Raw genomic sequence first — 19496 nt, 5'->3', positions numbered from 1 at the left:
GATCTCTCTTACCTTTTGCCTTTAACCTTTCGCCTTTTACCTCGCTAACTCAAATTCGGCTATTTCGTCCTTTTTACTCAGGATGTAGTCGATATCATCGTAACCGTTGGTCATGCAGGCTTTTTTGTAGGGGTTAACCTCGAAGCTTTCCTGTTCGCCTGTTGCTACTATTTTGATGAACTGATCAACCAGGTCAATCTCAACTATGGCGTGCTCATCTGCATAAACGGCATCGAAGATCTTCTTTAAAAAATCTTCGCTTACCTGCACCGGTAGCAAACCGTTGTTAAGCGCGTTGCCTTTAAAAATATCGGCGAAGAAGCTGCTTACCACAGCATCAAAGCCATAATCGGCAATGGCCCAGGCAGCATGCTCGCGACTACTGCCGCAACCGAAGTTTTTGCCGGCAACCAGGATCTTTCCGCTGTAGTTTGGGTTGTTAAGCACGAAATCCTGTTTAGGATTATCGTCGCCATCAAAACGCCAATCGCGGAATAAGTTATTACCAAAACCATCGCGAGTAGTGGCTTTCAAAAACCTTGCAGGGATAATTTGATCCGTATCGATGTTTTCGATAGGCAAAGGCACCACGCTGGTTTGAATGTGTTTAAATATTTTAGTTGCCATCTTTTTTAGATTTGAGATGTTAGATATGAGATATGAGAATTTGAACCCTCCAACTCAATGTCTGTATAATGTTCAACAGTTGGGAAAGGATCATAAAAATGATGTAGTAATCCTTTCCACTCCTGGTATTCTTTTGATCCTCTGAAGCCTACTGTATGGTCGGTGAGTTTTTCCCACTCAACCAGTAAAACAAACTGGCTTTTATTTTCTACACATCTTTTAAGTTGATGTGAGATATGGCCTGCCATTTTTGCTATGATGTCCCGGGCTTTTGAAAATGCTTCGACAAAGGCATCTTCTTTGCCGGGGATTACGTTAAGTATGGCTACTTCGAGTATCATTTGTTTTCTCTACCTATGTCATTGCGAGGTACGAAGCAATCGCGAACTCTGTAGGTTCGCCCTGTATAGTATGCGATTGCCACGCTACGCTCGCAATGACATACTGGTTTTCGCTCCTCTTAATGATGGTTATTAACTTACTAATTCCTCTTCCTTCAGAAAGGTGCGGATATCCGTAACCACCCCTGTAATCGCACTTGCGGCCGCAGTAAGCGGGCTGGCAAGGAAAGTACGGCTGTTAGGGCCTTGCCTTCCTTCAAAGTTTCTGTTTGAGGTTGATACGCAGTATTTACCTGCCGGGATCTTGTCTTCGTTCATGCCAAGGCATGCGCTGCAACCTGGTTCGCGGAGCGGGAAACCGGCTTCGTTAAATATTTTGTCCAGTCCTTCGGCAATGGCTTGCTGCTGTACTTGTTTGGAGCCGGGAACTACCCATACGGTAACATTATCAGCTTTGTGTTTGCCTTTTACAAACTCGGCTACCTGGCGCAGGTCTTCAATACGCGAGTTGGTGCAGCTGCCGATGAATACGTAATCAATTGGTTTGCCCAATAGTGTTTCATCATCATGCAGGCCCATGTAATCAAGGGCTTTTTTGTATGATCCCTGCTCTTTGGCCTCAAATGAAGCAGTTTCAGGAACGTGTTGTGTAACACCGATGCCCATACCCGGATTGGTTCCGTAGGTGATCATCGGCTCAATATCTTCGGCTTTAAAGGATAACACTTCATCAAAAGATGCATCAGCATCAGAGTATAAAGTTTTCCAGTAAGCTACGGCCTTATCCCAGTCTTCGCCTTTAGGGGCAAATTCGCGGCCTTTTACATATTCAATAGTTGTTTCGTCGGGTGCGATCAAACCGCAACGGGCACCCATTTCGATGCTCATGTTGCAGATGGTCATACGGCCTTCCATGCTTAGTGAGCGAATGGTATCGCCGGCATATTCAACAGCATAGCCGGTACCACCGGCAGCCGAGATCTGCGAAATGATGTAAAGGATGATATCCTTTGCGCCAACGCCTTTTTGTAATTTGCCGTTTACTTCAATCTTCATCCTTTTAGGGCGCGATTGCAGTAAACATTGTGTAGCCAACACCTGCTCAACCTGCGATGTACCAATACCAAAGGCAATGGCACCAAAAGCGCCGTGGGTTGAAGTGTGACTGTCGCCGCAAACATAAGTACCACCCGGACGGGTGATGCCCAGCTCGGGGCCTATAACGTGAACGATACCCTGGTATGGGTGGCCCAAGCCGTAAAGCTCGATGCCGAATGCTGCACAGTTTTTAGTGAGCATATCTACCTGGTAGCGTGAAAGTTCTTCTTTAATGGGGAGGTGCTGATCAATGGTTGGAACGTTGTGATCGGCAGTGGCCACTGTTTGTTTTGGCCTGAAAACGGGTAACCCCCTTGTACGCAAACCATCAAATGCCTGCGGACTGGTTACTTCGTGAATGAAATGTGTATCGATGTATAAAATATCCGGAAAGCCCTCATTGCTACTGACGACGTGCGCATCCCAGATCTTATCAAATAATGTTTGTCCCATTTTTTTAAGTATTAAGTCTAAAGTATTAAGTCAGAAGTACCAAGTGAAAAGATTTTAACTTAATACTTAGTACTTCCGACTCAAGACTTGGATTACGCTTCTACAACCTGGTTTTCAGGGCGCAAGCTGCGTACGGTTTTGCCTGCCTGCCATAATTCGCTTTCGCGTAATTCTTTCAGTTCGGCATCCAGTTTTTCGCGGTAATCTGGCTGGCTGTTTGAATCGATAGAACGTTGTGATTCTTTGCCTGTAGCAACACTGTCATAAAGCTCGGCAAATACCGGTTTAGTAGCGTCACGGAATTTTTTCCACCAGTCAAGCGCACCGCGTTGTGCAGTAGTTGAACAGTTGGCATACATCCAGTCCATACCGTTTTCTGCAACAAGTGGCATTAATGATTGAGTTAACTCTTCAACAGTTTCGTTGAATGCTTCAGATGGAGAGTGACCATTGCTGCGCAATACTTCGTACTGAGCTGCAAAGATACCCTGGATACAACCCATCAGTGTACCACGCTCGCCTGTTAAATCGCTGTATACTTCTTTTTTGAAGTTAGTTTCGAACAGGTAACCGCTACCTACAGCAATACCTAAAGCGATAACACGCTCAAAAGCTTTGCCTGTAGCATCCTGAAAAATAGCGTAGCTTGAGTTTAAGCCACGGCCTTGCAGGAACATACGGCGCAATGAAGTACCTGAACCTTTAGGAGCAACCAGGAACACGTCAACATCAGCAGGAGGAACGATGCCTGTTTGCTCGTTGAAAGTGATACCAAAGCCGTGTGAAAAATAAAGGGCTTTGCCTGGAGTTAAATGTTTTTTTACAGTTGGCCATAAAGCAATTTGCGCTGCATCACTAAGCAGGTAGCAAATTACAGTTCCTTTTTCAAGGGCTTCTTCAATTTCAAAAAGTGTTTCGCCGGGTACAAAGCCATCGCTTACAGCTTTATCCCATGTTTTGGTGCCTTTACGCTGACCAACAATTACGTTGATCCCATTGTCTTTTTGGTTCAGGGCCTGACCAGGACCTTGTACGCCATAGCCAATTACCGCTACAACTTCGTCTTTTAATACTTCCTGAGCTTTTGATAAAGGGAACTCTTCGCGGGTTACTACGTTTTCTTCAGTTCCGCCGAAATTTAGTTTTGCCATTGTTTTTATTGTTTGATTTTGATGATTTCACTGATTTAGTGATTGCATCGATTTTGTTTTATGAGTAATTTATTCTTTTGGGATTTCACCGATTGATGGTGATTTCACCGATTCCTTCTTTGATAATTTTGTGATTAGATGATTTCAATGATTACTTTTTTTCCTAATCTCTATTCTCCAATCACTAATCTCTCCGCCTTTGGCGGTCTTACATCGTAAACACCTTTTGTCCCTGGTTCAGATATTCGTTTTCAATCACATCTTCACCTGGTTCAAGCCTTTCAAATTCGCGGAGCTTACGGTTAAAGCCATCGCTGTCTTTAATGATGGCAACGCGGGCGCTGCGTACAAACTCTATCAGGCCGTAAGGCTGTAAAATGCTGATCAGGTTGTCTGTTTCTTCGCGGTGTCCGGTGGTTTCAAACACGGTGTAATCTTTACGGATAACTACCGCACGGGCACCGTTTTCGCGCAATAAACGTTCAACGCTAACTTTTTCGGCAATTACATCGGTTGATACCTTATATAACGCCATTTCTTGCCAAACAACATCTTCGTTGGTATGATAATATACTTTCAGTACTTCTACCTGCTTTTCAATCTGGCGGGTAAGTTTACGTACCACATCTTCCGATTCGTTGATCACGATATTGAAGCGGTGAATACTGTCAATCTCCGACGGAGAGGTATTCAGGCTGTCGATATTGATTTTACGGCGTGTAAATATAATAGCTATCCGGCTTAAAAGACCAATTTGGTTTTCAGTATAAACCGTGATGTTAAATTCCTGTTTTTCTTCTGGTTCGCTCATGATTCCAATTTTTTTTAAATTCCCGAACGGGGCTTTTTACTTTAACCTGATCTCGCTTACACTGCATCCTTGCGGCACCATCGGGAACACGTTGTTCTCTTTGGTAACCATTACTTCCAAAAGGAATGATCCCGGTGCGCTCAGCATTTCATTCAATGCGGGGATCAAATCGGCACGGTCATCAACCAGTTTGCCTGGGATGCGGTACGCAGCAGCTAATGCTACAAAATCGGGGCTTTGAATATCAACAAACGAATAACGGCGCGAATTGAACAGCTCCTGCCATTGCCTTACCATACCCAGGAAACGGTTGTTAAGGATGATGATCTTAACATCAACACCACTTTGCATAATGGTACCCAGTTCCTGGCAGGTCATTTGGAAACCGCCATCGCCAATAATAGCTACCACAGTACGGTTTGGCGCACCAAATTTGGCACCGATAGCAGCAGGAAGAGCAAAGCCCATAGTACCTAAGCCACCGCTGGTAACATTACTGCGGCTGTTATTGAACTGCGCATAACGACAAGCTACCATCTGGTGCTGGCCTACGTCGGTTACGATAACAGCCTCGCCTTTGGTGATCTCGTTAAGTTGCTTGATCACCTCGCCCATGGTCATTTCTTCGGTAGTTGGGTTTAGTTCATTATGAATAACGGCTTCAACTTCCTGACGGGTGTAGTCGTTAAATTTGGCAAGCCATTCAGTGTGTTCTTTCTTTTCGATGGCTTTGGTCAACAACGGAAGTGTTTCCTTGCAATCGCCCCAAACAGGTACGGTTGATTTTACGTTTTTGTCGATTTCGGCCGGGTCGATATCCAAATGTACAACCTTAGCCTGTTTTGCATATTTATCCAAACGACCGGTTACACGATCGTCAAAACGCATGCCTATAGCGATCAGTACATCACACTCATTGGTTAAAACGTTAGGGCCATAGTTGCCATGCATACCCAACATGCCCACGTTTAATGGATGATCTGTAGGGATAGCACCTGCGCCAAGCACTGTCCAGGCAGCAGGGATGCCACTTTTTTCAACAAAAGCTTTAAACTCCTGCTCGGCACTGCCCAAAATAACACCCTGACCAAACAGGATGAACGGTTTTTTAGCGCTGTTGATCAAAGCAGCAGCCTCATCAATGTACTGTGTGCGTACAATTGGTTTTGGCCTGTAGCTGCGGATATGATCGCAAGGTTTGTAGCCTGCAAAATCAAACAGCTGGATCTGTGCGTTTTTAGTAATGTCGATCAATACCGGGCCGGGCCTGCCGCTGCGGGCAATGTAAAATGCCTTGGCAATAACCTCCGGAATTTCGGTGGCATCGGTTATTTGATAGTTCCATTTGGTAACTGGTGTGGTGATGTTGATCACGTCAGTTTCCTGGAAAGCATCGGTACCTAAAAGGTGCGCGAATACCTGGCCGGTGATACAAACCAATGGTGTACTGTCGATCTGGGCATCGGCTAAACCTGTTACCAGGTTAGTAGCACCCGGACCGCTGGTGGCAAATACTACGCCCACTTTACCTGATGTACGCGCATAACCCTGGCCGGCATGAATACCGCCCTGCTCATGACGTACCAGTATGTGGTTCAGTTTGTCATTGTAATCAAACAAAGCATCATAAATGGGCATAATAGCACCGCCGGGATATCCAAAAATGGTATCGGTACCTTCGGTTATCAATGCTTCCAATAATGCTACCGATCCTGAAACCTTTACGGTTTCGATGGTGGCGGGTGCGGTTAGTGTATCTTGTGCAACTTCCATACCTGTATTTTTTTATATTTATAGCACTTTTAGGGGTGCTAAATTGATTTTACTCTATTTCTCTCTAATTTGCTAAAATGAACGCGCTTAGTTTGTGTTCACTTTATTCATGGCTTTTTTAATAAGCCATTTTGTTCATTAACTATTCGTCGGTAACGCAGCCTTCGGCAGCGGTAGTTACGTTTTTAGCGTAACGGTATAACACACCCTTGGTAACCTTCAGCGCCGGTTTTTGCCATGCGGCACGGCGTGCGGCTATTTCTTCTTGCGGCAGCGAAACGTTTATGGTATTGGCAACAGCATCTATGTTAATTATATCATCATCTTTCACCATCGCTATAAACCCGCCATCGTAAGCCTCGGGTGTGATGTGACCGACGACGAAACCATGCGTACCACCGCTAAAGCGTCCATCTGTAATTAATGCAACCGAACTGCCCAAACCTGCACCAAAAATGGCCGAGGTTGGTTTCAGCATTTCCGGCATGCCCGGTGCGCCTTTAGGGCCTACATTGCGGATCACCACAACATCGCCTTTTTTAACGCGACCACTCTGGATCCCGGCAATCAGTTCAAACTCGCCATCAAATACACGGGCAGGGCCTGTGAAACGCTCACCCTCTTTACCGCTGATCTTGGCAACGCTGCCGCCTTCGGCAAGGTTTCCGTACAGGATCTGTAAGTGGCCAGTAGCTTTGATCGGATTTTCAACAGGTTTGATGATCTTTTGAGTATCAAATTCCAATGCCGGTACATTGGCCAGATTTTCGGCAATAGTTTTACCGGTAACAGTAAGGCAAGTGCCATCTAACCAGCCTTGTTCCAAACAGTATTTCATTACAGCCGGAACACCGCCAATGTTGTGCAGGTCTTCCATCATGTATTTACCGCTTGGTTTCATATCGGCCAGTACCGGGATGCGGTTACTTACGGCCTGGAAATCATCCTGGGTTAATTTAACATCAACGCTTTTTGCCATTGCAATCAGGTGCAATACCGCGTTGGTTGAACCGCCCAATACCATGATCACAACAATAGCATTTTCAAATGCCGCGCGGGTCATGATGTCTGACGGTTTAATATCTTTCTCTAACAATACCTTAATGGCTTTACCGGCCGCAAGGCATTCTGCTTTTTTATCTTCGCTTAAGGCAGGGTTTGATGATGAATATGGCAAGCTCATACCTAATGCCTCAATAGCTGCAGCCATGGTATTAGCTGTGTAGATCCCGCCGCAGGCACCCGCACTTGGACAGGCATTTTTAATTACGCCCATGAAATCAATGTCATCTATCTGGCCGGCAATCTTTTTGCCTAAAGCCTCAAATGCCGATACGATGTTAAGGTCTTCACCTTTCCAGTGACCTGGTTTAATAGTACCACCGTAAACCATGATCGAAGGGCGGTTTAAACGGCCCATAGCCATGATTGAACCAGGCATGTTTTTATCACAGCCCGGCAGGGTGATCAAACCGTCATAATATTGAGCGCCGGTAACAGCCTCAATAGAATCGGCAATGATATCGCGGCTTACCAATGAATAACGCATACCTTCGGTACCGTTGCTCATGCCATCACTTACACCAATGGTGTGGAAAATCAGGCCCACCATATCTTCATCCCAGATACCTTGTTTAACCAGCTTGGCAAGGTCGTTCAGGTGCATGTTGCAAGTGTTACCATCGTAACCCATGCTGGCCACGCCGACCTGTGCTTTGCGCATATCGTCGTCGGTTAAGCCGATCCCGTAAAGCATGGCTTGCGCGGCAGGCTGCGTTGGGTCCTGGGTAAAGGTTTTGCTATACTTGTTCAATTCTATAGCCTTGGTGGTATCTGATGATGAACTCATTTTATTAGATATGTAGACAGTGTTAGTATTTAATTTTGTTGATGATACTGGTTTACTTGGTATCGAAAATCAATATATGTAAGGTAGCCATCGCGTCAGGTAATAGCAATAGTCGCCACGGATTTTTTGAAATAAGTATTTTATTTTAATTATTTTATTTATTAGGAATTTAATTCTGTAAATTTTATTTATAAAGATATAAAATTTTTAATGAAATATACCAAAGTTCAAAACGGTATTCGGTATGTTTTTTATGCATGCATAGTAAGTTGCCGATTTTCTGCCTGAAATTGGGGGAGGATGGGTTGGAATTGGTAATTAGGGAGGTTAAGAAGCCCTGTTTTGATTAACGTTTTAACGTGTGGCTTTGATGGTCTGATTGGCCTCCTGGCGAGTATAAGATTTTGATTGACCGCTTAAATGCATCTCACGCTCCTTGTCAAGGATTGCTAATTGTTCTTTGGTAAGATTAACGGTATTCTCATCCTTGATATCATTTTCCAAAAGCGTGTAAATAGCTTTGATCTTACTATCATCGGCATCTGCCAAATAAATCATCAATTTTTGCCGAATAGTTAATGTTGCCATGATTTATACGCTGTAATACAAATTTAACTTTTGATGGGGATGCACAGTAATTGATATCGAATCTTCATATTTGAATTCTCAAAAGTCCATAAGAAAATAGCGGTACATCTGTTTTACTCTTATTATTTTATTTCCTTTATATTTATCCCAATCTAAATCTTATCTACTCAATGAAGAACCTGCTATTTGTGGCGCTCCTGTTTTTGACGGAAACTCTCACTGCTCAAACAACAAAGAAACCTGCTCAAACAGCTATTATATTTAAACCGTTAATCATCTCCGCTCCTAAAAGTACCGCCGTAATTAAAGGGCACGTTAAAAATTTTACTGATAAATATTGGGAATTGGCGGTAACCGGCGACTTAACTAATTACTCACTAAAAATACCTGTTGATAAATACGGTAACTTCAATAAAGTCATCAACATTGATGGCGAAACAGAAGATATATACTTGTATCTTAATGATGAAGCTATCACAGTTTGCGCTCAAAAAAACGATATCTTAACTATTAACTGGGATAATAAAAACTTCAAAAATACTTTCAGTATCTCTTCGCCAAAGAAAGGAACAAATGAGCGCCTGCAAACCATGATTTCCATTTATAATCTTTACCGAAAAGAAATAACGGAATTGTCGGATACTTTGTACAGCGATAATATAACCGATTCGGTAAGGTTTAACAAGATCAATAGTCTTTATAATAAGGAGATTTTCACTGCTGCTAAAAATCTTGATCATCCCGAAACAAGAAAGTTGATAACTGATGTATATTATAAATATACCGGGTTATTGAATGAGTACGGTTTATTGGGTAAATATCATTTACGTGTTGGCGGTAACAGCAACGCTGCCAAAAAACTTAACCAGCTTTTTGGCCCGGAAGCTTACAGTATAAAATCGGAGTTTGCTTACAGAAATTGCAATAATTATAAATACTTTATTTACAGTTACCTGAATTCTGGTAAAGCGCTGAAGGAAACAAGAATAAATGATCCGGCTTTGAGAACAGGAGTAGATCATCCTACCCCTACGATCAGCGGGCATAGTGCTGCTATCGATAACCTCAACTTTTCGGGTGAATTACGTGATTGGTATATAACTTACATGCTAAAAATAAAATTCGGAACACGTTCATTCACTGACGCAAAAAGCATTTTCGACGATTTGATGCCAAAAGTTAGAACACCAAGATATGCGGATAGTCTTAAACAGTTATATGCAACGATGTTGCTGTTAAAGCCAGGTAGCCCCGCGCCGGAATTTAGCTTGAAGAGTGATAAGGGCGAAATGATATCCTTACAAAGCCTGCGGGGTAAGGTGGTTTACATTGATTTTTGGGGTGTGAATTGTGCACCTTGTATAAGCGAGATACAACATGCTACTCCTTATTTGCACGGGCGATATAAAGATAAGAGCATTGTATTCTTGAATATTTGTGTTGACTCGGATGAGAGAACCTGGAGAAATAGCCTTGCTTCAATGAATGTAGAGGGGATTAATCTTATTGCGGAAGGCTGGGTGAATAATCAGGTATGTCAAAAATACTATGTAACCGGTATTCCTCATTATGTTATAATTGGGAGAAATGGTAAAATTGTAAATAATAACAGTGCAAGGCCATCATTTGGAACTGAACTAACTAACGAACTCGATAAAGCGTTGAGTAATAAATGAGTGTTAACGAATGACAGTCTTTATTTGTAGAATTAAAAATGAGATTTGAATTTATTCGAATAGTTTTATTTCTATATATTTGATATAACCTAAGTCTTATCAGTCAAAATGAAAAACCTGCTATATTTAGTCCTACTTTGTTTAACAGTTACTGTAAATGCCCAAACAAAAAAGAAGGCTGTTAAAACAATTACCGAAAATAATCCGGTGACCTCTTCTGTTCCCCAAGTTACTGATGTAATTAAAGGAAACGTCAAAAATTTTACTGATAAATACTGGGAAATGGCTGTAACCGGCGGTTTTGCCAATTACTCTATAACTATACCTGTTGATAAGGATGGTAATTTTAATAACGCCATCAATATTGATGAAGAAACGGAAGGGCTGGGCGAGGCTTTGAGATAAACTTTTATTAAACGCCATTTCATTGTAGGGTACGAAGCAATCCCAGGGCAATTACAGGGGTAGTTTTTTGCATGGGCCACTCGGGTAATAGGAGATTGCTTCGTACATTACAATAATGATGTTTTACGTATCCGCTTAAAAAAGGGTACAAAAAAGCCCGGATAAAAACTTATCCGGGCTTTGTATTTTTAATGAAATATTGTATTACTTATTTGTGCTGAATACCTTCGGCTAAAACAGTTACTTTATTGTTTAATGCTTCCACAACACCGCCTTTTATAAAAAACACTTCTTCTTTAGCTGCACCACCGCGTACGGTAAGCTTGCCATCCTGAAGGGTGGAAATGATAGGGGCGTGGTTGTTCAGTATTTCAAATAATCCCAAAGCACCAGGTAAGGTTACCGAGGTGGCCTCGCCTTCGTAAACTTTTTTATCGGGAGTAAGAATTTCTAATGTCATTTTTGTTGAGATGTGAGATATGAGATGTGAGATGTGAGACTTTGCTTGTCCTGATCTGGTATCTTATATCTCTTGTTCTTATATTAAAAGATGAGATATAAGATTTAAGTTTTTCATCTCAAATCTCATATCTCAAATCTCATATCTAAGCGTTAGCTTCAGCTAACAGCTTTTTGCCTTTTTCAATGGCGTCGTCGATGTTACCAACTAAGTTGAAGGCTGCTTCAGGGTATTCGTCAACTTCACCATCCATGATCATGTTGAAACCTTTGATGGTATCTTTAATGTCAACCAATACACCTTTTAAACCGGTGAACTGCTCGGCAACGTGGAACGGTTGTGACAAGAAACGCTGAACACGACGTGCGCGTGATACAACTAACTTATCTTCTTCAGAAAGCTCGTCCATACCTAAGATGGCGATGATATCCTGAAGCTCTTTGTAGCGTTGTAAAGTTTCTTTAACGCGTTGAGCGGTATTGTAGTGCTCGTCACCTAAAACAGCTGGGCTAAGGATCCGTGAGGTTGAATCCAATGGATCCACCGCCGGGTAAATACCAAGCTCGGCAATTTTACGTGAAAGTACGGTAGTAGCATCTAAGTGGGCGAAGGTTGTAGCCGGCGCCGGGTCGGTCAAGTCATCCGCAGGTACGTAAACGGCCTGTACAGATGTGATTGAACCGCGTTTGGTTGAAGTGATACGCTCCTGCATGGTACCCATCTCAGTTGCCAGTGTTGGCTGGTAACCTACTGCTGATGGCATACGACCTAAAAGCGCTGATACTTCAGAACCTGCCTGTGTAAAGCGGAAGATGTTGTCGATAAAGAAAAGGATATCACGGCCTTTACCATCTTCATCACCATCACGGAAATACTCGGCAATTGTTAAGCCTGAAAGGGCCACACGTGCACGTGCACCAGGAGGCTCATTCATCTGACCGAACACGAATGTTGCTTTTGAATCTTTCATGGCTTCGGTATCTACTTTAGATAGATCCCAGCCGCCTTCTTCCATTGAATGCATGAAAGCGTCGCCATATTTTATAATGCCTGACTCAAGCATCTCACGTAAAAGGTCATTACCTTCACGTGTACGCTCACCAACACCTGCAAATACAGATAAACCTGCATAAGCTTTCGCGATGTTGTTGATCAGTTCCTGGATCAATACTGTTTTACCTACACCAGCACCACCGAACAAACCGATTTTACCACCTTTTGCATAAGGCTCTAAAAGGTCGATAACTTTGATACCTGTAAAAAGTACTTCAGTTTCGGTAGATAGGTCTTCAAACCTTGGAGGGGTTGCGTGAATAGGGCGACCATTTGTTTTGTCAAGATCAGCGATACCGTCGATAGCATCACCAACCACGTTAAATACGCGGCCTTTGATATTATCGCCTACCGGCATTTTGATAGCAGCTTCGGTATCTAAAACCTTCATTCCGCGTAACAAACCGTCAGTCGAATCCATCGCGATAGCACGTACACGGTCTTCGCCTAAGTGCTGCTGAACCTCTAAAATAACTTTCTGACCATTGTCTTTCGTGATCTCTAACGCATCATAAATTTTAGGCAAATGAGCGTCATCAGCGAAACTTACGTCAACTACCGGACCAATGATCCTTGAAATTTTTCCAATGTTTGGCATATATAACCTGGTGTTTTTTAAAAAATGCTTTTACTGAACAGCAACATACATCATTTGTAACAGGAATGTATAAGATGCTATTTCAGAGGCGCAAAGTTAAGATTTCTATCCAATTATTTAAATACTGAACCAAGTTTTTTAAACGATAATTTTAACATTGTTCAATTTGGGTTTTAATGTTCAAAACTCAGCACTATTTTGCCCGTATGTGTGCTGCTTTCCATCAGCCGGTGAGCCGCCGCCGCGTCGTCGGCATTGAAAATTTTATATAGCACAGGTTTTATAGCTCCCGACTCAATCAGCGGCCAGATTGTTTGCTCCAGGTTTTTAGCGATTGCAGCTTTAAACGCCACTTCTCTGCTTCGTAACATGGAGCCGGTAATGATCAGTCTTTTAGCCATCACCTTGCTCAGGTCAAGCTGCACCTCACGGCCATTCATGGCGTTGATAAAAATCAGTCGCCCTTCAACGGCCAATGAATCGATATTTCCCGGCATATAGTCACCACCTATCATATCCAATATCACATTAACACCTTTCCCATTTGTCAGCGCTTTGATCTCCTGTTTAAAATCGGCGGTTTTATAATTGATAGCTTTATCGGCGCCAAGCTGCTCGCAAAAGCTGCATTTATCATCAGAGCCTGCCGTTACGTAAACAGCACTGCCTAAAGCTTTAGCCATTTGGATAGCGGTAACGCCAATGCCACTTGAGCCTCCATGCACCAACAGTGATTCGCCAGGTTGAAGGCCGCCACGATCAAAAACATTGCTCCACACAGTAAAAAATGTTTCGGGGAGGGAAGCTGCTTCAAGATAACTTAGGTTTGAAGGAATGGGCAGGCACTGACCTTCGGGCGCTTTACAATATTCGGCATAACCACCGCCGGCAACCAATGCGCAAACCTTGTCGCCGGTTTTCCAATGGGTAACCGCAGCGCCAACTTCGGCAACTACGCCTGCTATCTCAAGTCCGGGAATATCCGGCGGAGCACCGGCAGGTGGCGGATAATTGCCTTTGCGCTGAAAAACGTCGGGCCGATTGATACCGGCCGCCATTACTTTTATCAGCACTTCATCAGGGCCAATAGCCGGCTTTGGTCTGTCGGCAAGCTGCAAAACTTCAGGGCCGCCGGGTTGGGTGATCACTATTACTTTCATGGTTATAACATTGAAAGCTAAGTTAGAGCTAAAATGTTTGGTTTAGGATGTAAGCGGCAAGTAATACGCTTTAAAATCAATAGTTGATACGAGGCACCTATTGATACGAGGCACCTACGAAGCCTTAAAGTTTTCATTTTCTATAAACACGATACCCCCGCTGGGGTATTTGTCGTTAAGTAAAACTCCGTTAGGAGTACCGTGTTTATAGAAATTTATAAAGTGACATTTTGGCTCCGTAGGTGCCTCGTCTTTTAAAAGAGATTATGCGTTAATCGTTGCGAGTATACAACGCGGACAAAACGTTGTCGTACTCGTTTTTAGATATAGTACAACGATACAAGCAGAAATGTCACAAGTTGCCATTGCCCTCCTTTCCCTGCCCTTCATACTTGCGCCAGTTGATATTTTTGACCTTTATCCTTTTACCTTTCGCCTTTAACCTGATAAAACTAATCACCAGAACGCAAACTCTTAACCGGATTAGCCGCTGCAGCCCTGAAGGATTGTAAGCTGATAGTAACAAACGCGATAACCACAGCCCCCGCGCCTGCTAATATTATCACCCACCATTGTATATTTTGCCGGTAAGCAAAGCCCTGTAACCATTTGTTCATAGTTAACCAGGCCAGCGGTGCGGCTATTATAAATGATATGATCACCAGTCTCACAAAATCTTTCGATAGCATGGTTACGATGGCTGTGATACTTGCACCCAGCACCTTGCGGATTCCGATCTCCCGGTTGCGCTGCTCGGCGGCATAAGCGGCAAGGCCAAAGAGGCCAAGGCAGGCAATTACAATAGCCAAAACTGCAAACACAATGAAAAGTTGCCCCATACGCTGTTCGGTACGGTAAAGTGCGTCAAAATCTGCATCCATAAATGAATACTCAAAATGTTCATTAGGGGCAATGGTTTTCCACGTTTTTTCTATTTGTGTCATCAGGGCAGGAAGGTTATGGGTATTTACCCGGATGCTTAAGCGCGCCAGCCAGTCGTTATCCAATGCCATCACCAATGGGGTTACATTATCTCTTAACGAACTGAAGTTGAAATCTTTTACCACGCCTATAACATGATATTTTTTCAAATCCTTAGCCATGCCCGTGGTTATGGTTTTGCCAATAGCATCATTGCCGTAGCCAAATACTTTTGCAGCTGTTTCGTTAATGACCATCGCTGTCGAATCGGTTTTAAACAGCCCGGAAAAACCGCGACCGGTCTTCATCTGCATACCCATGGTGCTGATGTAATCTTCATCTATCTTCCAGAACTGGGTAGACTGGGCCTCTTTTTCACCTGGCGATACATAGTTTAATGCTTTGTTATTGGCAGTAGGTAAAAAGCCAGTAAGCGTGGCATTAACAACTCCGGGCAGTTGTTTAATTTGCTGTTTCAGCAACTCAGGATGTTCCAATGTGTTAACGTTGTTGAGGATAAGCACCTGGTTGCGGTTAAAGCCGAGGTCTTTATTTTGGATATAGTTAAGCTGGTTGTAAATAACCAAAGTACCTATCACCAAAAATATCGAAATAGAAAACTGGAAAACCACCAGTGTGCTCCGGAAAGCACCACCTTTAAAACCGATGGCGATCTTACCCTTTAAAACATTAATTGGCTGAAAAGCCGAAAGGAAAAAGGCGGGATAAGAGCCGGCCAAAACGCCTACGATAATAACAATGCTTAACAAAGCGGGTGGCAACCAGTTTATGGTTTGCAGATTGATTACTAATTGTTTGTTTGATAAATGATTGAACATTGGCAGTAAAACCAAGGCTGTGAGTACCGCTATGATAGCCGCTGCAAAGGTTACGATCAACGATTCGGCAAGGAACTGGAAAATGAGGTGCCTGCGCGATGAACCCAAAACTTTACGCACACCAACCTCACGTGCCCGGTTGGCCGAGCGGGCGGTAGACAGGTTCATGAAGTTGATACATGCCAACAACAAAATAAAAATCGCCACCGCCGAAAAGATATAAACGTATTGGCTATTACCGTTCACGCCCAGCTCCATCACCCTGTTTGATTTAAGGTGGATGTCGGTTAAAGGCATCAGGCTAAGTTTAAAATAATTGCCGCCCGATGAAAATTTGCTATAGTTCATAGTGCTTGAACCTTTAAGGCCATTTTGCATTTCTGCATTAAGTTTTGTTTCAAGGCGGCTGATGTTTGCGTTGGGTTTAAGCAACACATAAGTAGCGAAGGCGGTTAACCTATTCCACGGAGCATCATTATTAATTGGGTGGTCAGTTGCCAGCAAAAAGTTTGCCCTGAAGTGTGATTGAGCGGGCATATCCTTCATTACCCCGGTTATTTTAAGCGATGCGCCGGTTGTTACTAAAAAGAGCGTTTGCCCCACCACGTTGGTACGGTTAAAGTATTTTTGAGCGATAGTCTCTGTGATTACAACTGAGTTAGGTTCTTTTAAAGCCGTTTTGGCATCGCCGGAGAGTAGGGGGAGGGTAAATACATCAAAGATATTGGGTTCGCTGTAAAATGTCGCGCCATCTTCGCGTACAATTTCGTCGCCTTTTTTAAAGCGGATGTTTAATGCCGGTGTTACACGTACGGCTGTTTCAACTTCGGGGCATTCTGTTTTTAAAACATAGGCAACCGGGATAGCTGTTATAGCATATTCCGTAAGCGTTCCGCTAAATTTAAGGTCGGTGTTTACCCGGTAGATCCTTTCGTGTTTGCTATTATAACGATCATAACTCAATTCATCTGTTACATAAAATGTAATGAGCAGGCAAATGGCCAACCCTAATGCCAATCCTAAAATATTAATGAATGTGAAGCCCTTGTTTTTCAGCAGGCTTCGCAGCGCGGTTTTAAAATAGTTCCTGATCATAGCATGTAGATTTATGCTATAAAGTTAAAACTAAGTTTTTAGTTATTCGGGTATTTTAACTAATTTTTTAGTTATTCGCTCCTTAAGCTTTCAATAGGGTTGGCCAATGCTGCTTTTATTGATTGAAAGCTGATGGTGATAAACGCAATAAATATGGCTCCAATTCCCGACACTGCTATCACCCACCACTGCACATTTTGCCTGTAGGCAAAGCCCTGCAGCCAATTATACATAGCCAGCCAGGCCAGGGGAGCGGCTATTACAAATGAAATTATAACCAGCCTGATAAAATCTTTTGAAAGCATACCCGTTATGGCCGAAACGCTTGCGCCCATTATTTTGCGAATACCGATTTCTTTATTACGCTGTTCGGCGGCATAAGCAGCGAGACTGAACAGGCCAAGGCAGGCAATGATCACCGCAAGGGCGGTGAAAATTAAAAACAACTTGCCCGTACGCTGTTCGGTACGATAGGCTGCATCAAAATCCTGGTCCATAAATGAATATGAGAAATGCTGATTTGGGGCAAAGCGGTTCCACACCTGTTGCACCTGCGTTATGAAAGTTGCTGTATTTTTCGATTCCATTTTAACGCTCAGTGCGCCCACATCATCATTAAAAAACATTACCACCGGGGTGATATTATCCCTTAACGAACTGAAATTAAAATCCTTCACAACGCCAATAATGTGATATTCTTTTAAAGGCTGATTGGGCTGACTGGTAGTACGGTATACTGTTTTGTTTAGTGGATCATTGGCGAAACCCAGCATCCTCGCCGCAGTTTCATTGATGATAACGCCCAGTGAGTCGGTTGCAAACTGATTTGAAAAATTGCGGCCTTTTGCAAGGCTCATGCCCATGGTGTACAAATAGTCGGCATCAACAGGCCAAACCTCGGTAAAGAGCGCATTTTTAGGATTTGCAGATCTGATTCTGAATACTGCATCGGGTGCCCGTACAACACCGGTGGGCAAAAAACCACTTAGTGAAGCGTTTTTAACTGCCGCCAGTTGTTTAATTTCCTGTTTAAACATTTTAGCATTTTCCATTACACCAACATCTTTGATCACCATAACCTGGTTACGGCTAAAGCCTAAGTTTTTATGCCTGATATAGTTAAGCTGGTTATAAATAACCAATGTGCCGATTATTAAAAATATAGATATGGAGAATTGGAAAACAACCAGGAAGTTACGCAGCCTGCCGCCTTTAAACCCGGTTGATATTTTGCCCTTAAGTACATTGATAGGTTGAAATGCCGACAGGTAAAATGCCGGGTAAGCACCCGCAAGTAAGCCTACCAGCAAAATGATCAGGAGCATGGCAGGCACAAGCCATGAAAATACTTGTAATGTTACAGTAAGATGTTTACCCGATATTTCATTAAATAGAGGCAGTAAAAACCAAGCAGCTGCAATGGCTACTATTGAGGCACATAGTGTTATAAGTAACGATTCGGAAAGGAATTGGGCTACCAGGTACCCGCGCGAAGAGCCTAACACTTTACGCACGCCAACTTCCCTGGCCCGGTTGGCTGATCGGGCGGTAGACATGTTCATGAAGTTAATGCAGGCTATCAGCAACACAAACAGCGCTATGGCCGAAAATATGTACACATAACTTGCGTTGCCATTTGCCCCGAGCTCGTACTGCCTGTTTGATTTTAAATGGATATCAGTTAGCGGCGAAATGTTAAGGTGAAAATAGTTGCCGCTTTGCTCAAGTCGCGCATAGTTTTCGCCAAGTTGCTTTTTCATTAAAGCAGGTAACTTGGCTTCAAAAGCTTTAGGATCTGTACCAGCCTTTAGTAACACATAGGTTGTGTAGCTAAAGTTATTCCAGTCGGCAAGTTTAGCATCGGCTCGCTGCGCTATCGAAAAGAAAAAATCAAAATTAAAATGCGATTGTGAGGGAATATCTTTCATTACCCCCGTTATTTTATAATTGGTGTTATCGCTCAAATTAATAACCCGGCCCAGTACATGAGTATTATTGAAATATCTTTTTGCGGTGCTTTCGGTAATCACCAGCGTATTTGGTTCGGTAAGCGCAGTTTTTGGATCGCCTTCCAATAGGGGTAGGGTGAATACGCCAAAAAGCTCCGAGTCGGCGTAAACTACCTTTTCTTCCTGAACATATTCGCCTTCTTTTTTTATGCGCACACCCTGGTCATGGATAAGCCGGGCGCTTCGTTCAACTTCGGGATAGTTGTTTTTTAATGTTGCCGCCAGCGGTGGAGGAGTGATGGCATATGAAGCTACATTGCCGCCATATTTCATATCCATGTTAACCCGGTATATGCGGCTGGCGTTGAGGTTAAACCTGTCGTAACTCAATTCATCAAACACATAAAAAACAATCAGCAGGCAGGTTGCAAGGCCAAGGGCAAGCCCAAGAATATTAATGATGGTGAAAGCTTTATTTTTTAAAAGCCCGCGAAAGGCTATGCGGATAAAATTTTTTAACATGACAGGATTGGTTAATAAGTGATGTTACCTTTGCTAAGGTATATAACCAATTGTAAAACTGATTGTTAAATAAAGTTAAAAAGTGTTTGGGCATGCAAACACTATGCAATAGCTAAATTGACAATAT

General features: G+C 43.0%; 15 protein-coding genes. 2 read left to right on the top strand and 13 right to left on the bottom strand.

Going from position 1 to position 19496, the window contains the following annotated elements; all coding sequences use genetic code 11:
* Positions 1-36: 36 nt before the first annotated feature.
* The 8 genes from leuD to MTO98_RS28470 form a co-directional block, all read right to left on the bottom strand.
* Entirely contained in the window at positions 37-627 is a 591-nt protein-coding gene (gene leuD, locus MTO98_RS28505) for a 3-isopropylmalate dehydratase small subunit (RefSeq protein ID WP_243482382.1), read from the bottom strand.
* Between the two features lie 5 nt (positions 628-632).
* Positions 633-968, bottom strand: a complete 336-nt coding sequence (locus MTO98_RS28500; RefSeq protein ID WP_243482381.1) for an antibiotic biosynthesis monooxygenase — start codon at positions 966-968, stop codon at positions 633-635.
* A 132-nt stretch (positions 969-1100) separates the two neighbouring features.
* Positions 1101-2519, bottom strand: coding sequence for a 3-isopropylmalate dehydratase large subunit (gene leuC, locus MTO98_RS28495; protein WP_243482379.1), 1419 nt, complete (start codon positions 2517-2519; stop codon positions 1101-1103).
* A 92-nt stretch (positions 2520-2611) separates the two neighbouring features.
* A complete protein-coding gene (gene ilvC / locus MTO98_RS28490; protein WP_243482377.1) occupies positions 2612-3670 on the bottom strand; it encodes a ketol-acid reductoisomerase in 1059 nt (352 codons plus the stop codon).
* A gap of 208 nt (positions 3671-3878) precedes the next feature.
* Positions 3879-4481 (bottom strand): acetolactate synthase small subunit, encoded by a 603-nt coding sequence (gene ilvN, locus MTO98_RS28485; protein ID WP_243482375.1) that lies wholly within the window; start codon positions 4479-4481, stop codon positions 3879-3881.
* 36 nt (positions 4482-4517) lie between these two features.
* Positions 4518-6254 carry a biosynthetic-type acetolactate synthase large subunit gene (gene ilvB, locus MTO98_RS28480; RefSeq protein ID WP_243482374.1) on the bottom strand — a complete coding sequence of 579 codons (1737 nt, stop codon included), beginning with the start codon at positions 6252-6254 and terminating at the stop codon, positions 4518-4520.
* 142 nt (positions 6255-6396) lie between these two features.
* On the bottom strand, positions 6397-8103 hold the full coding sequence (gene ilvD, locus MTO98_RS28475) for a dihydroxy-acid dehydratase (protein ID WP_243482373.1): 1707 nt from the start codon (positions 8101-8103) through the stop codon (positions 6397-6399).
* 354 nt (positions 8104-8457) lie between these two features.
* On the bottom strand, positions 8458-8691 hold the full coding sequence (locus tag MTO98_RS28470; protein ID WP_243482372.1) for a hypothetical protein: 234 nt from the start codon (positions 8689-8691) through the stop codon (positions 8458-8460).
* Positions 8692-8861: 170 nt separating this feature from the next.
* On the opposite strand from MTO98_RS28470, the gene MTO98_RS28465 reads away from it, so the two are divergent.
* Together MTO98_RS28465 and MTO98_RS28460 are read left to right on the top strand one after the other, a co-directional pair.
* Positions 8862-10367, top strand: coding sequence for a TlpA disulfide reductase family protein (locus MTO98_RS28465; protein WP_243482371.1), 1506 nt, complete (start codon positions 8862-8864; stop codon positions 10365-10367).
* Between the two features lie 108 nt (positions 10368-10475).
* Entirely contained in the window at positions 10476-10772 is a 297-nt protein-coding gene (locus MTO98_RS28460; RefSeq protein ID WP_243482370.1) for a hypothetical protein, read from the top strand.
* 208 nt (positions 10773-10980) lie between these two features.
* Here MTO98_RS28460 and atpC read toward each other — a convergent pair whose 3' ends face one another.
* The 5 genes from atpC to MTO98_RS28435 form a co-directional block, all read right to left on the bottom strand.
* The gene (gene atpC, locus MTO98_RS28455) at positions 10981-11232 is read right to left on the bottom strand and encodes an ATP synthase F1 subunit epsilon (RefSeq protein WP_091174059.1); all 252 of its coding nucleotides are present in this window, start codon (positions 11230-11232) and stop codon (positions 10981-10983) included.
* A gap of 145 nt (positions 11233-11377) precedes the next feature.
* The gene (gene atpD / locus MTO98_RS28450) at positions 11378-12883 is read right to left on the bottom strand and encodes a F0F1 ATP synthase subunit beta (protein WP_110585555.1); all 1506 of its coding nucleotides are present in this window, start codon (positions 12881-12883) and stop codon (positions 11378-11380) included.
* A gap of 173 nt (positions 12884-13056) precedes the next feature.
* Positions 13057-14043 carry an NAD(P)H-quinone oxidoreductase gene (locus MTO98_RS28445; RefSeq protein ID WP_243482369.1) on the bottom strand — a complete coding sequence of 329 codons (987 nt, stop codon included), beginning with the start codon at positions 14041-14043 and terminating at the stop codon, positions 13057-13059.
* Between the two features lie 452 nt (positions 14044-14495).
* Positions 14496-16898, bottom strand: a complete 2403-nt coding sequence (locus MTO98_RS28440) for an ABC transporter permease (RefSeq protein WP_243482368.1) — start codon at positions 16896-16898, stop codon at positions 14496-14498.
* A gap of 71 nt (positions 16899-16969) precedes the next feature.
* Complete coding sequence (locus MTO98_RS28435) at positions 16970-19369, bottom strand: ABC transporter permease (protein ID WP_243482366.1); 2400 nt, start codon at positions 19367-19369, stop codon at positions 16970-16972.
* Between the last annotated feature and the right edge of the window lie 127 nt (positions 19370-19496).

The sequence above is a fragment of the Mucilaginibacter sp. SMC90 genome (assembly GCF_022811725.1).
GTDB lineage: Bacteria > Bacteroidota > Bacteroidia > Sphingobacteriales > Sphingobacteriaceae > Mucilaginibacter.
This window is presented reverse-complemented; position numbering and strand designations above follow the sequence as displayed.

Coding starts and splice junctions, on each gene's coding strand:
- atpC (WP_091174059.1), bottom strand. CDS start 11,232: ATGACATTAGAAATTCTTACTCCCGATAAAAAAGTTTACGAAGGCGAG.
- MTO98_RS28470 (WP_243482372.1), bottom strand. CDS start 8,691: ATGGCAACATTAACTATTCGGCAAAAATTGATGATTTATTTGGCAGAT.
- leuC (WP_243482379.1), bottom strand. CDS start 2,519: ATGGGACAAACATTATTTGATAAGATCTGGGATGCGCACGTCGTCAGT.
- MTO98_RS28445 (WP_243482369.1), bottom strand. CDS start 14,043: ATGAAAGTAATAGTGATCACCCAACCCGGCGGCCCTGAAGTTTTGCAG.
- MTO98_RS28465 (WP_243482371.1), top strand. CDS start 8,862: ATGAAGAACCTGCTATTTGTGGCGCTCCTGTTTTTGACGGAAACTCTC.
- leuD (WP_243482382.1), bottom strand. CDS start 627: ATGGCAACTAAAATATTTAAACACATTCAAACCAGCGTGGTGCCTTTG.
- MTO98_RS28460 (WP_243482370.1), top strand. CDS start 10,476: ATGAAAAACCTGCTATATTTAGTCCTACTTTGTTTAACAGTTACTGTA.
- MTO98_RS28435 (WP_243482366.1), bottom strand. CDS start 19,369: ATGTTAAAAAATTTTATCCGCATAGCCTTTCGCGGGCTTTTAAAAAAT.
- MTO98_RS28500 (WP_243482381.1), bottom strand. CDS start 968: ATGATACTCGAAGTAGCCATACTTAACGTAATCCCCGGCAAAGAAGAT.
- ilvD (WP_243482373.1), bottom strand. CDS start 8,103: ATGAGTTCATCATCAGATACCACCAAGGCTATAGAATTGAACAAGTAT.
- ilvB (WP_243482374.1), bottom strand. CDS start 6,254: ATGGAAGTTGCACAAGATACACTAACCGCACCCGCCACCATCGAAACC.
- atpD (WP_110585555.1), bottom strand. CDS start 12,883: ATGCCAAACATTGGAAAAATTTCAAGGATCATTGGTCCGGTAGTTGAC.
- ilvN (WP_243482375.1), bottom strand. CDS start 4,481: ATGAGCGAACCAGAAGAAAAACAGGAATTTAACATCACGGTTTATACT.
- MTO98_RS28440 (WP_243482368.1), bottom strand. CDS start 16,898: ATGATCAGGAACTATTTTAAAACCGCGCTGCGAAGCCTGCTGAAAAAC.
- ilvC (WP_243482377.1), bottom strand. CDS start 3,670: ATGGCAAAACTAAATTTCGGCGGAACTGAAGAAAACGTAGTAACCCGC.